This window comes from uncultured Fibrobacter sp. (genome assembly GCF_937877005.1).
Classification (GTDB): domain Bacteria; phylum Fibrobacterota; class Fibrobacteria; order Fibrobacterales; family Fibrobacteraceae; genus Fibrobacter.
Map to the genome: position 1 here is coordinate 1 of NZ_CALEFV010000262.1, position 12,547 is coordinate 12,547.

Here is a 12,547-nt window from a genome sequence, read left to right on the forward strand (position 1 = left end):
TGATAATCATTTTTCTTCGGTTTTTTCGATAAAAATTTTCCTTGATTTCAGGTATTATCGGGTGATTTTTAACAAAATCCTTTCGTGCAGACTCTCCGTTCTGTTGCTCAAGCTTGACGGCCTTTTCATAAATAGCTTTCTCATAATCGGACTTCATTTTGTCGGTCGTCTTTTTTGACAGGATATGCTTTTGGACGGCAATGATCGCGTCCTCGCTCATTCCAAATGACTTTGCCAACATCGCCACATATTCCTTATTCGAGCTACCAAGTTCAATCGGATTCTGCGAATAGATGTGCTGAGCCAAAATATCCGGTTCCATATCCGGATACTCGGAACAAGCCGCGAAGAATAGCGCAAGAAGCAGGAAAAGGAACTTCATCATATGGCAAATATAATCATTCGAATAAGTTGGATGGTTCAAGTGAGAAAAACTGTTTTCCTAAAAGCTATGCCCTAAAATTTATAGAACCACTAAATGCCCATCTTACCACAAAAACACTCAGTAAATAGTTTTTTGTAAAAATGTGCGATTTTTATAAAAATTGGGTAGGGAAATGTGTGGCTTCCTATGAAAACTGGACCGGAAAATGTGTTTTTGTTTGAAGATGTTTTACTTCATTGTTTATTTCCGCAATTTCAATGGCAAAATTGTTTACACAAGCACCCTGTCTGATTGCCTAAACAGCCATGTATAGCATCTTCATATTGATATAAAGTAGATGTGTGTTAATTAAGTGATAACAATTCCTCGCCTTCGCAGACATGACAAATGAAAAAATCTCCCCGCGCATTTTAATTGCACGGGGGTGTTCTTTTAAGGGAGATCCTTCGACGGAGTTTATCCTGAGCATGTCGAAGGACTCAGGATGACAATCTAAGTTCTGTCAGCTATTTCTACGAGCACTTTCTTTTTCTGCAAGTACTCAATACATTCTTCGGCAGATGCCTTGCGCGAATCAAACAAGAAAATGCGGCCTCCGTTTTCGTCGCCCATTTCCTTCATCTTCATGATGCGTACATAGCCGAGTTCCTTGCTCGCGACATAGCCCGTCACGTAATTCGGGTCATCGCTCACGCAAAATTCCGCAACCATTCCGGGGGCATTCGCCACCTTGGTTGCCAGCACGATGGCTTCGTTAAAGTGATTCTTGCAGCCATCCACTTCGCTTGAATGAAGCGCGTCCATATAAGTCGCGCGCACGCCGCGTTCGTGGTCCGGTTCCAGGCGCTCGCCCGTTGCGATATCGTACAGCATCGCACCACGCATCGGGAATGTCTCGCGCAAGAGCTCTTGCAATTTTTCGCGAAGCCCACTGCCAGAACCCATCAGCGGAGCAATCAGTCCAAACGCCTTCTCCAGCCCTTCCTGCCATGTTTCCACGTCTACACGTGTCACCGGCAAGGCTTTTAAAATCTGGATATCGCTTTCGTGAACCTTCTCAATTTTCACATTGATAAAATCCGGGTCGCCCTTGGAATGCGTCATGGCCCGGCGCACCATCGCTGTACACACAGCTTCGACAGAATCCCGATTTACAATGCGTTCTGCGCCGGAAATATGCTGTTCGCGTTTCTGTTCGCCCTCGCCCACTTGCTGCGAGGCACGCATTTTCAAGCTGTAATAATCCATATCACTCATGAAATTCGTCTTCGCCTTCTACGACAGGCGCGGGTTCACATTCGCCAATCATCTTGATGGCTTCGCAAATGCGATCAATTTCAGAATCAGTCGTAATGAACGGAGGCATCGTATACACGTAATTGCAGAAAGGTCTGAGCCACACGCCGGTTTCGCGAATCACGCGCAGGATATCATCCGCTGAAGGTTTCGCTTTCAGTTCCAGCACGCCAATCGCACCGAGAACACGCACGTCCGCCGCATTTTCAAGCGCACGGAGCGGCTCCAGATTCTGCTTAAGGCGTTTTTCAATCTGAGCAACCTTCCCCGCATAATCGCGACTTTCGAACAGCGAAAGCGAAGCAATTCCTGCAGCACAAGCGAGCGGGTTCGCCATGTAGGTGGGACCATGCATGAATGCAGGAATCTTGCTGTTCGTAATCGTTTCGGCGACCTTCTCGGACGCAACACAGGCCGCCATCGTAATGCTTCCGCCCGTGAGCGCCTTGCCAATGCACATGATGTCCGGCTTTATCCCCGCATGCATCATTGCAAAGCGCGGTCCCGTGCGATAAAAGCCCGAAGCAATTTCGTCCAAAATAAGCAAGATACCGTAACGGTCGCAAAGTTTGCGAAGCGCCTTCAGGTAACCCGCATTGTAAAGCCACATGCCGTTTCCACCTTGGAAAACGGGCTCGCAAATCACGGCAGCGATTTCATCTTTGTGTTCCTCGACAACGCGCTCCATCGAAGCGAAATCCGCCTGGTTCCAAGCCTCGTCAAAGCGGCAGTTCGGGCGTTCCGCAAAATAATGATGCGGCATGATTCCGCGGAAAAGCGTATGCATTCCATCCGGATCGCTAAGCGCCATCGCGCCTGCGGTATCTCCATGGTAACCGCCCTTCAAGGCGACCAACTTGCAGCGCTCCGGATGTCCGAGGGAATACTGGTACTGCACCGCCATCTTGGCGCTGCATTCCACGGCAATGCTTCCCGAATCCGCAAAGAAAATCTTGTTCAAGCCTTCGGGCAAAAAATTCACCAACTTTTCGCCCAACTCAATCGCGGGTTCATGCGTAAAACCGCCGAACATCACATGGCACATCTTTTCGCTTTGCTTCTGAATCGCCTCAACGATTTCAGGGGCGTTATGCCCATGCGCCATACACCACCAACTCGAAACGGCATCAATCAGTTTCAAGCCGTCTGCTGTTTCTATCGTTGTTCCGTGAGCTGTTTTGGCGAGAAATCTTGCGGGAGTATTTTTCAGCGCCGCATATGGATGCCACAAATGCTCGCTATCAAAATCTAAAAGTCTTTTCATCCGCGCCCAAATATAGAAAAATACTATATCGCCATCGACGCGCTAACATAGGTAATGCGGTTTACTCCAAATACACGACTTCACCCATTTGCGGCATAAGCACGGGCTTGCCCGATTCCTGGGCGGCGCGTTTCGCATTTTCCAGCGGTTCCGTGTACGAATGCTTGCTCAGGCAGAACTTGGAATGGTGAACAGTCATGTAGCGGTTCGCGCCCAGTTCCACCATTTCCTTGCCCAGGTATTCCGGCATGGTGTGGATAAGCGACCAGTCCTTGTTATACTGCCCGTTTTCAAGAATCGCCAAATCGATGTCGGTAAATTTCTTTCCGATTTTTTCGAAATGCGGACCGTAACCCGAATCACCGCCAATCCATATAGTGCGCTTAGGAGACTTGAACGCGAACGACGCCCACAGAGTCTTATTCTGGTGCAAATCACGGCCCGAAAAATGCCTTGCCGGAGTCGCCGTCACATTAAAGCCTTCGCCCAGGTCAACAGATTCCCACCAGTCAAGTTCCGTAAGTTTTTCAACGGGATACTTCCAGTATTCAAAATGCTCGCCCACGCCGAGGCCAGTCACCACGCGCTTTACGCGGGGTTCCAGTTCCGTAACCACCTGGTAATCCAGGTGATCCCAGTGGTCATGCGTAATCACCAAGTAGTCAATATCCGGCATGTCGACGGGCTTGTAGACGTCCGTTCCCTTGAACATCTTGTTCACGAAACTCACCGGCGAGCCCTGGTAGAAAACCGGGTCCACCAGCACTTTCTTTCCAGATAAATTAAGCAGGTACGAGGAATGTCCGAACCACACAATCCAATCGCGGTCCTGCGGTAGCGACTTCAGGTCCGTCTTGATGACGTTCAATGCGGTATCGGGAACGGTCTGACTCTTGTCACCGAACAGGAAATCCTTCCACACGGCAAACACGCCCCTGTCGCCGGTCATGGTGACGGTCTCGACCTCGTTCACGAACTGCTTGCCATCGTAATTCGGCGACTGCTTAATGCGTTCAAGGCGTTTGCCTTGCGGAATATGGCCGAAGCTCGCCTGCGATAGGAACAACACGCCCACATCTCCCAAAATAAAAAGTACAGATAAGATAATCGCCGTAATCATGAGTTTCTTGTTCTTTGCAAAACGCAAGCGCATCGTTCTCATTCTAGCGGATAAAGTTCGTGAAGATTTTCTTTTCGGCAACGGGCTGTTCTACACCCGCCTTCTTGCCCGCTTCGATGCTCTTCAGGATCCATGCCATGTTGCGGCCCAGTTCCTTCATAATCTGCACGCCTTCCTCGTCCTTCAGCACATCTTCAGGGCTAGAACCGTGAACCATGTTCCAGTAGCGCGATGCCACCATGGGCTGCTGTGCAAATGCCGGATACTTGTTCAGAGCATCAAGAGTAGCGCTGGTCCCTGCACGGCGGGCAGAAGCTACCGTTGCGGCGGGCTTAAAGAGCAGTTCCGCTTCGGCAATGCCATAAAGTCTGTCCAGGAACATCAGCATCTCGCCACTCGGGGATGCATAGTACACCGGAGAACCATAGACGACGGCATCGGCTGTTTTAAGGATTTCCTTGGCTTCGTGAACCACGGCGTCGGTTTCTCCCTTCAGCACGCGACCACCCACAAAGAAGATTTCCGTCTCGATGCCCGCGGCCTTGAGTTCGCCGGCCACGAGGCTCAGCGCCGTATAAGTGCAGCCCTTTTCGCGACGGCTACCATTGAATAAAACGACCTTCATGATAAATTCCTTTGTTATGAAAAATGTTTCTTTATTAAAAATCTACTTGTCAAAATCGTCCGGGGATTCAAACAACTTTTTCTTCAGATGCATGAAACGCCTTTCGTTGGTGGCGACATCCAGGTTGCCCACCCGAACCGCTTCCCGATACAGCAGTTCCTTGTAGAGAATCTTGTTCATGACCACCGTAAGGCGGGCCATTTCCTTTTCAAGAATCTTGCGGCGGTTTTCAAAAAGGGACAGCCTTTGAGGAAGCGTAGAATCACCCTCGTTGAACCACTCGATGTACTGGCGGATTTCCTTGATTTGTAATCCCGAATCCTTGAGGCATTCAATCATGGTAAGCCAGCGAAGGTCTTCGTCGCTGTAGGCCCGCACGCCCGAGGCATTCTTCTTGACAAAGGGAAGCAGGCCCTCTTTTTCATAGTAACGCAGGGTATAGGCCGAAAGCCCTGTCTTCTTGACGACATCACCTATGGAGTAACTCATATTTACAAAATATAAATATTTTCGCCCAAATGATAGAGTTAGAGTTAACTCTAAATAAAATTTTTCAACTTTTTTCACAAAAACTCAACACCTAGAGTAAACTCTAGGTGTTATATTTCTTATAGAACATTTTCATAAGGAGATTCTATGGCCTGTTTTGTCGTGCCAGCAGCAGAAGCTGCCATTGTCACTATCGTAAACATCGTTTTGGAGCACCGTAGTCAAAAAGCCATCGCCGAAGGCAAGGCCCTGCGAGAAGCGACATCGCCCAATGCACAACCATTCTATAAAAAGCTCAAGTCCCTTTCGCGCCTGCTGTGGGGCGGCTCCGCCCTGCTCGCCTTTGAGCACCTGTGGCATGGCGAAATCCAGCCTTTCTACCCGTTCCTGACGGCAGCCACGGACCCTGCGGCCATGAGTGAAGTTTACCATGAAATGGCGACGGTCGGCACATCTATGGCCGCCTTCGTAACGCTTTCCTGGGCAATGGTGCATTTTGTACGTAGCCGGATGGTCTCGACAGAACCCGCCACTGTAAAGGTCCAGGACAAGTAGGAGGTTCCCATGACTTTGTTGATAACCGTATTTGCAGCCGTCATCGCCACCATATTCTGGTACAGGGCCGGAGCTAAGGACGAAATGAATATTTCAACCTTGTGCTACCTCTACTGGGGTGCCTCCCTCATGTGGTTCATCGACGCCGTTTTCGAATATGCCGAACTTCGCGCCGAATACTTCACCCCCGCCGCAGCCGACATGCTGAACGACACCTTCCTCGGGTTCTCTGCTGTTGCCCTGGGACTTGTCATTTGGCTCGCCGCAGTCCTTTGGAAAGACCCGAAAGGTAAATGGCGCAACACGGTCAAGACTTCGTAGAAGGAGAATAAAATGGACAGAAGAGACTTTTTAAAAACCGCAGGCGCGGCAGCACTCGCTTCCGCCGTATTCACACCCGCTTTCGCGAAAGGGAAATCCATGGAACAGAAGGAACCCGGAAAGGACGTTTCCAACGTCTATTTCACCAAGGACCTGAGTGCCGCTGGCCTCATTAAGTTGTACAAGAAAATCAACGAGGGCATTACCGGTCGTGTTGCCATCAAGCTCCACACCGGCGAAAAGAACGGTCCCAATATCCTGCCCCGCGAATGGGTCAAGGAATTCCAGGCGCAGGTGCCTAATTCCAAGATTGTGGAGACCAACACCTGGTACGAAGGCGACCGCTACACTACCGAACAGCACCGCGAGACCCTCAAGGTGAACGGCTGGACCTTCTGCGACGTGGATATCATGGACGAAGACGGCGAAGTGATGCTCCCCGTAAAGGACGGCCTCATTTTCAAGGAAATGTCCATGGGCGCACACATCAAGAATTACGATTCCATGATCGTGCTGACTCACTTCAAGGGCCACGCCATGGGCGGTTTCGGCGGCTCCATGAAGAACATCGCCATCGGTTGCGCGGGCGGACGCCTGGGCAAGAAGATGATTCACGAATACGTGAAGGGCGGCCCCACCAAGATGGAACCGGGCGGCACGGCAGGCTGGAAAACCAGCGGAGCCCTGTTTATGGAAACCATGGCAGATTCCGCGAAGGCCACCTGCGACTTTTTCAAGGGCCACATCTGCTTTATCAACGTGTTGCGCCGCATGTCCGTGGACTGCGACTGCGCGGGCCTTTCTGCAGCGGAACCCAAGTGCCGCGACATCGGCATTCTCGCTTCCACAGACATCGTGGCGGTGGACCAGGCCAGCGTTGACATGGTTTACAAGCTCCCGCCCAAGGAACTTCACGACCTCAAGGAACGCATCGAGACCCGCGAAGGCCTGCACCAGCTCCCCGCCATGGAAAAGCTGAAGATGGGCAACCGTAAATACAGGATTATCGAACTGTAGCCTAGTTCGCGATGGCGCCGTAGACAATTTTTCGTCACCGTCGCGGATTATGTTATATTTCTAGGAAAAGGCAGGTAAAATATGTCCCTTGGAATTCCAGAAATAATCCTGATTGTGGTCGTGGTGCTCCTTTTGTTCGGGGCAAAGCGCATTCCTGAACTTGCACGTTCCCTGGGTAAGGCCCAGAACGAGTACAAGAAGGCGAAAGACGCCCTGAAGGAAGAAGCCGAAGACCTGCAGAAGACGGTGGAAAAAGCCGCCGAGGCAGAAGAAAAGAAAGGCTAATGTCCTCCAAACAGGATCAAGAGGCTACGCTGATTTCGCATTTGGAAGCGCTCCGACGCTCACTTTTGCGTTCTATTATAGCCCTTGCCATCGGCATAGTGCCCCTGTTCCTTGTTTCGCCCTACATTCTGGACTGGTTCTGTAAGCAAATTGCCCTGCAGGGCGGAGTCACGCTCCACTATTTTTCCCCGATGGAAGTGTTCCTGCTGCAGCTCAAGATTTCTGCACTGCTGGACTGCGTGCTGTTTTCGCCCTACATCGCCTGGAACATGTGGCAGTTCGTGCTCCCCGCCCTATACGACAACGAGAAACGATTCATCCGTTCCATCGTGGCCATGACCAGCGGACTCTTTATCGCAGGCGTCGCCTTCTGCCTTGTCGTCTGCTTCCCGCTGATTGTGCAGTTCGGCATGAGCTTTGCAAGCACGACATTGCAACCCGTATTCGGCGTCTCTAACCTGGTAACACTCGCGCTCTGGCTTTCGCTTGCCTTCGGATGCATGTTCCAGTTCCCGCTGGTGACCTACGCGTTAATCCGTGCGGGCATCGTGAATTACGAGACCGTCTGCAGCAAGCGCCCCTACGTGGTGGTGGCAATCCTTGTGCTAGCGGCCCTCCTCACGCCCCCCGATGTTGTTAGCCAATTGTTGCTCGGAGTCCCGACGTACCTGCTCTTCGAAGCGGGTCTCCTTGCGGCCAGGCATTACAAGGGGCGTGCCTTGAAAGAAGTCCACCCAGAAAACGCCCCGAACATCGCCCCGAGAGATTCGACTGCACCCGCGACGGAATCCGAGACTGCGCAGACCGCTGCGACGAACGAATCCGCGAAAGACCTCGCAGAAACCGACGCTCCCACAACAGATGAAATCGATTTCGCGGCACCTTCTTCAAAGTACCAGGTCGGTGCCGAAAAAGACGCCGACAAGTGGAAACCTTATTGATTTTTAAAAAAATTTATTTGCCTTAGAGTAAACTCTAAGTGATATATTAGAAGTATGAAAAAGTTTGTCTCAAAAGATTCCTTTGAAGACCTCGGTTTTGCCAAGCTGGACGTGAGTCGAGAATCGCGCACCGGCACTAGCGAGGCCGTTTATTGCGCAGGCAAGACATCGGAACAGCTCCTGAAAATTCTTAGAAAGTTCCGAGATAAAGGCTGCCGCGTGCTCGGGACAAAGTGCAGCAAGGAACAGGCGGAATTCATCGCAAATGCAGGTGAGAAAATCTGCTACGACGAACTTTCCCGGACGATTTCGTTGGCAGATGAAACGCCTGCCAGGCAGAAACGCGGAAGTTCCGGCGGCAAGGCATCGCAAACGGTTGCAAAACTCGGACCGGTGGCTGTTTGTTGCGCAGGAACGGCGGACCTGCCTATCGCCGAAGAAGCCGCCAAGACGCTGGAATTTAACGGCGTGAAGGTCTTGCGCCAATACGACGTAGGGATTGCGGGGCTGCACCGCCTGCTTTCGAAGGTGGAGGAAATCCGCAAGGCTTCGGTGGTTATCGCCGTCGCCGGTATGGAAGGCGCCCTGCCGGGAGTCATCGCGGGCCTCGTGAAATCGCCCGTCATTGCCGTTCCCACATCGGTCGGGTACGGGGCATCCTTCGGCGGGATCAGCGCGCTACTCACCATGCTCAATACCTGCGCCGAGGGCGTGACCGTCGTGAATATAGACAACGGTTTTGGCGCCGCCATCGCCGCATTCCGCATGCTACAAATAAACTGACTAAATCAAGACGAATAACTTCACATTTCACATTCCACATTTCACACTTTTATGAAATATCTCTACCTTGATGGATCTTGCGGTATCAGCGGCGACATGACGGTCGCTGCCCTCCTGAATCTCGGCGCTTCCCGCGAAAAACTGGACGCGGCGATTGCGGGGCTCGGCCTAGAAGGCGTCCACGTTCATGTGGAGCACACGAGCAGCTACAGCATCGCGGGGCTTTCTTTTGCGGTGCATGTCCACGGTCACGATGCGGACCACGTGCATTCTCACGAAGAAGGGTATGTAGAGCATCATCATCACGAACATGGCGAACATTGTCACGGCGCTTCGACAAGCTCAGCGACCTTGCATCATCACGAACATCGGCACTTGTCCGAAGTTTACGAGATTCTGGACCGCGCCGCAAATGCAGGGGCTGTCACGCCCCGCGCCCTTGAAACCGCAAAAAAGATTTTCCGTATCATCGCCGAAGCCGAGGCAAAGGCTCACGGCGTGCCCGTAGAAGAAGTCCATTTCCACGAAGTGGGTGCCGTCGATTCCATCGTCGACATCTTGGCGGTCGCCGTCCTTGCCGATGACCTTGGTATAGAGAACTGCATCGTTACAGGGCTCAACGAAGGCTCTGGCTTTGTGGAAACGCAACATGGCCAGTTGCCAATTCCCGTTCCGGCGGTAGCGCACATTGCAGAAGCAGCGGGCATCGCGCTTCACATCACCGAAACAAAAGGCGAAATGGTCACCCCAACGGGAGCGGGCATCGTGGCGGCCCTCCGGACAAGCGAACGCCTCCCCCCAAACTACAAAATTTTAAAATCGGGCGTGGGTCTCGGCAAGCGCGATTTCGGGCGTGCGAACTTCTTGCGGGCGCAAATCATCGAGGACTCCGCAGGAGACAAATGCGTCGACGCAACATCCAGTGCCACAGGCTGCACCCCCGTAGATTGCAATGTTTTCCAGATTGAAGCGAACATCGACGATTCCACCCCCGAAGAATTGGGCTACGCCATGGAAAAACTCTTCGAGGCGGGTACCCGCGATGTCCATTTTATCCCCTGCTACATGAAAAAGAACCGCATGGGCACTCTCCTGTGCGCCCTCGCCGACAGCGAGCACTTGGCCGCCGTAGAGAAAGCCATTTTCTTACATACATCGACCGTCGGCGTGCGCCGTTTCCCCGTAGAACGCACCTGCATGGCCCGCAACACCTTCGAAGTCAAAACGGAATTCGGCAAGGTTCGCGTCAAGAAGTCCGTCCTAGGCGACATCGAGAAAGTCAAACCCGAATTTGACGACCTGAAAGCATGTGCCGACAAGGCGGGCGTTCCCATCCGCGAAATCCAGAAAGCAGTCGAGAAGAAACTGCACTAAAAGTGAATTGTCAAGCCGCAATTTTGTATTTTACTTTATATGGAAAGCTTGAACCAAAAGTTTGAAAAACTGAAAAACCTCTTGCGCGAAATGGACCGCGTCGCCATCGCATTTTCTGCCGGCGTAGATTCCACGTTCCTTGCAAAAGTCGCCCACGACGCACTGGGCAGCAACATGGTCGCCTACACCGTCCAGGCGGGAATGGTCCCCGAGCGCGAAATCGCATTTTCCCGAGAGTTCTGCAAGTTGCACGGAATCCCGCAACAGCTGATAGAAATCGACGAAATGCAGGTAGAAGGCTTTGCCGAAAACTCCAGGGAACGTTGCTACTTCTGCAAGCACAACCTGTTTTCAAAAATTGCAGAACGCGCAAAAGCCGCAGGATTTTCAACCGTCTGCGAAGGCAGCAATGCCGACGACATTCACGACTACCGCCCGGGAATGCGCGCCCTCCAGGAACTAGGCATCAGGAGCCCCCTCCTGGAATGCGGACTCACAAAAGCGGACATCCGCGAACTTTCGCACCAACTGGATTTACCCACGTGGGACAAGCCCTCCTTCGCATGCCTCGCAAGCCGCATCCCTTACGGAGAACCCATTTCCCGGGAAAAACTTTCCATGGTATCAAATGCGGAACAATTGCTTTTTGAACTGGGCTTCAAGCAGTTCCGCGTGCGCCTGCACGGCAACCTCGCCCGCATCGAGGTGTTGCCCGAAGATTTCAACAAAGTCCTAGAAAAGCGCGACCAGATTCTCGCAGCCTTCAAGAAAATCGGATTTACCTACATCTCGCTAGACCTGCAGGGCTACCGCAGCGGCAGCCTGAACGAGACTTTAGCCACGAAGTAATTTTAGGCGTTTATTCCGTCGCGATTTTATCTATTCCAAGAGCAACCTTGACCTGTTCAATTTTTCCCTTTTTGAGTTTAAAATTCAAAAGTTCCTGAAGCCTAGAAAACATGAGCCCTTCAAGATTCAGCACATTATTGTCGGGCTAAAGTCAACACAAAATCCAACTTTTAGCCCACAAATAGCATATTATCGGGCTAAAGTTTGCAAAAAACAGCAAGTTTAGCCCACTATTAGTCGTTCCCCTGCCCGGGCCGGGGCGGGTGCTGCTCGCCGAGCTCGCTCGGCTCATCGAGCCTTGCGATGTGTCATCCTGAGCGAAGCCCGTCAGGGCGAAGTCGAAGGATCTATCGCAAGTCTCGCCACCGCGTGGCGGTGCGACGCCCCCTAACGCAGAAGCGGGTGTGAAGTGTGTAGTGTGGGATGATTATCCGTCAGCGGGTTACTCAGAGTCCTTGACGCAACGGACAGAACGAAACCGGCATTAACAAAGAAATCTCTTACAAGACTACTTTCGGATTTCCCGAAAATTTCGTCACGCCACGGGAAGACTGGACAAATTTGTCCAAATCATCAAATGTCTTGACGCTGTCCACCAAAGAAGAACGCCACTTTGTATAATCAAAGCGCTCTCGCAACAGGGTTGCTATAAAGAGTTCAGCCTCCATTGCACCCATGTTTTCACTTAGGCAACGCATTCCTTTTTCAATGACCTCGACAGAACTAGGGCTCATGGTTTTCCTCCACTTCAAGAATGAAAGTCATGGGATTAAGGATTTTGATTTTATCGGTTTGATATTTAAGTAAGCGCTTGTCGGTCGTCAAAAAATAATCACATTCTGCTATAATTGAACTTGCCACATGACACGCATCCATCAATTTAACGCCAGTCGCCGTAATTTCCTTTGCGAGAGACTTTACTTGTCCATCAACATTTTCACTCACATACGTATGCGTGTAAGTATCTATAAAATCCTGGATATCGTTCCTTTTCGACTCAAATCGGTTGGCTGCATTTTCGGCAACGAGAATATACGACGTGACCAAATCGAACACCCCATTACGAATCTGCTGTTGGATTTCCAATTTAGCCTGCGCCTCTAAACTGACCTTTAGTTGAGACTGGTCGTCGTAAGGACGATTATAGCAACAGTTGTCCAAATAAATCTTCAAGCGTTCCATCGAAATCCTCTTCCAAAATATACCTTTCTTTGCACAAAAAAGCAAACACCCCATTTCATAT

16 protein-coding genes are annotated in these 12,547 nt (G+C 51.2%); 8 read left to right on the plus strand and 8 right to left on the minus strand.

What is annotated here, in order from left to right; genetic code table 11:
* The 6 genes from Q0628_RS11670 to Q0628_RS11695 all read right to left on the minus strand — a co-directional run.
* Positions 1-385, minus strand: a 385-nt coding sequence (locus tag Q0628_RS11670) for a hypothetical protein (RefSeq protein WP_298771210.1), incomplete at its 3' end; no start/stop codon positions are given.
* A 492-nt stretch (positions 386-877) separates the two neighbouring features.
* Positions 878-1,633, minus strand: coding sequence for a 6-carboxyhexanoate--CoA ligase (locus Q0628_RS11675; RefSeq protein ID WP_298771226.1), 756 nt, complete (start codon positions 1,631-1,633; stop codon positions 878-880).
* Between the two features lies 1 nt (position 1,634).
* Entirely contained in the window at positions 1,635-2,945 is a 1,311-nt protein-coding gene (gene bioA, locus Q0628_RS11680; protein ID WP_298771212.1) for an adenosylmethionine--8-amino-7-oxononanoate transaminase, read from the minus strand.
* A 61-nt stretch (positions 2,946-3,006) separates the two neighbouring features.
* Positions 3,007-4,107, minus strand: coding sequence for an MBL fold metallo-hydrolase (locus Q0628_RS11685; RefSeq protein WP_298771213.1), 1,101 nt, complete (start codon positions 4,105-4,107; stop codon positions 3,007-3,009).
* A gap of 1 nt (position 4,108) precedes the next feature.
* Complete coding sequence (locus Q0628_RS11690; RefSeq protein WP_072980848.1) at positions 4,109-4,690, minus strand: flavodoxin family protein; 582 nt, start codon at positions 4,688-4,690, stop codon at positions 4,109-4,111.
* Between the two features lie 42 nt (positions 4,691-4,732).
* Complete coding sequence (locus Q0628_RS11695; protein ID WP_298771217.1) at positions 4,733-5,179, minus strand: MerR family transcriptional regulator; 447 nt, start codon at positions 5,177-5,179, stop codon at positions 4,733-4,735.
* A 147-nt stretch (positions 5,180-5,326) separates the two neighbouring features.
* Here Q0628_RS11695 and Q0628_RS11700 point away from each other — a divergent pair, with 147 nt between their 5' ends.
* The 8 genes from Q0628_RS11700 (at position 5,327) to larE (ending at position 11,304) form a co-directional block, all read left to right on the plus strand.
* A complete protein-coding gene (locus Q0628_RS11700; RefSeq protein ID WP_298771218.1) occupies positions 5,327-5,734 on the plus strand; it encodes a hypothetical protein in 408 nt (135 codons plus the stop codon).
* Positions 5,735-5,743: 9 nt separating this feature from the next.
* Positions 5,744-6,055, plus strand: coding sequence for a hypothetical protein (locus Q0628_RS11705; RefSeq protein ID WP_298771219.1), 312 nt, complete (start codon positions 5,744-5,746; stop codon positions 6,053-6,055).
* A gap of 12 nt (positions 6,056-6,067) precedes the next feature.
* A complete protein-coding gene (locus Q0628_RS11710) occupies positions 6,068-7,072 on the plus strand; it encodes a DUF362 domain-containing protein (RefSeq protein WP_290728792.1) in 1,005 nt (334 codons plus the stop codon).
* A gap of 81 nt (positions 7,073-7,153) precedes the next feature.
* On the plus strand, positions 7,154-7,357 hold the full coding sequence (gene tatA, locus Q0628_RS11715; protein ID WP_073054810.1) for a twin-arginine translocase TatA/TatE family subunit: 204 nt from the start codon (positions 7,154-7,156) through the stop codon (positions 7,355-7,357).
* Positions 7,357-8,298, plus strand: coding sequence for a twin-arginine translocase subunit TatC (tatC, locus tag Q0628_RS11720; protein ID WP_298771220.1), 942 nt, complete (start codon positions 7,357-7,359; stop codon positions 8,296-8,298). Before tatA ends, tatC begins: the two co-directional genes overlap by 1 nt.
* 54 nt (positions 8,299-8,352) lie before the next feature.
* Entirely contained in the window at positions 8,353-9,081 is a 729-nt protein-coding gene (larB, locus tag Q0628_RS11725; RefSeq protein WP_298771221.1) for a nickel pincer cofactor biosynthesis protein LarB, read from the plus strand.
* Positions 9,082-9,132: 51 nt separating this feature from the next.
* Positions 9,133-10,455, plus strand: a complete 1,323-nt coding sequence (gene larC, locus Q0628_RS11730) for a nickel pincer cofactor biosynthesis protein LarC (RefSeq protein WP_298771222.1) — start codon at positions 9,133-9,135, stop codon at positions 10,453-10,455.
* Between the two features lie 39 nt (positions 10,456-10,494).
* Positions 10,495-11,304: an ATP-dependent sacrificial sulfur transferase LarE gene (larE, locus tag Q0628_RS11735; protein WP_298771223.1), complete on the plus strand. Its 810-nt coding sequence runs from the start codon at positions 10,495-10,497 to the stop codon at positions 11,302-11,304.
* 500 nt (positions 11,305-11,804) lie between these two features.
* Here larE and Q0628_RS11740 read toward each other — a convergent pair whose 3' ends face one another.
* Both Q0628_RS11740 and Q0628_RS11745 read right to left on the minus strand, forming a co-directional pair.
* Positions 11,805-12,038: a hypothetical protein gene (locus Q0628_RS11740; RefSeq protein ID WP_298771224.1), complete on the minus strand. Its 234-nt coding sequence runs from the start codon at positions 12,036-12,038 to the stop codon at positions 11,805-11,807.
* A partial coding sequence (locus tag Q0628_RS11745) for a type II toxin-antitoxin system VapC family toxin (protein WP_298771225.1) occupies positions 12,028-12,547 on the minus strand: 520 nt, incomplete at its 5' end. The genes Q0628_RS11745 and Q0628_RS11740, both read right to left, overlap by 11 nt.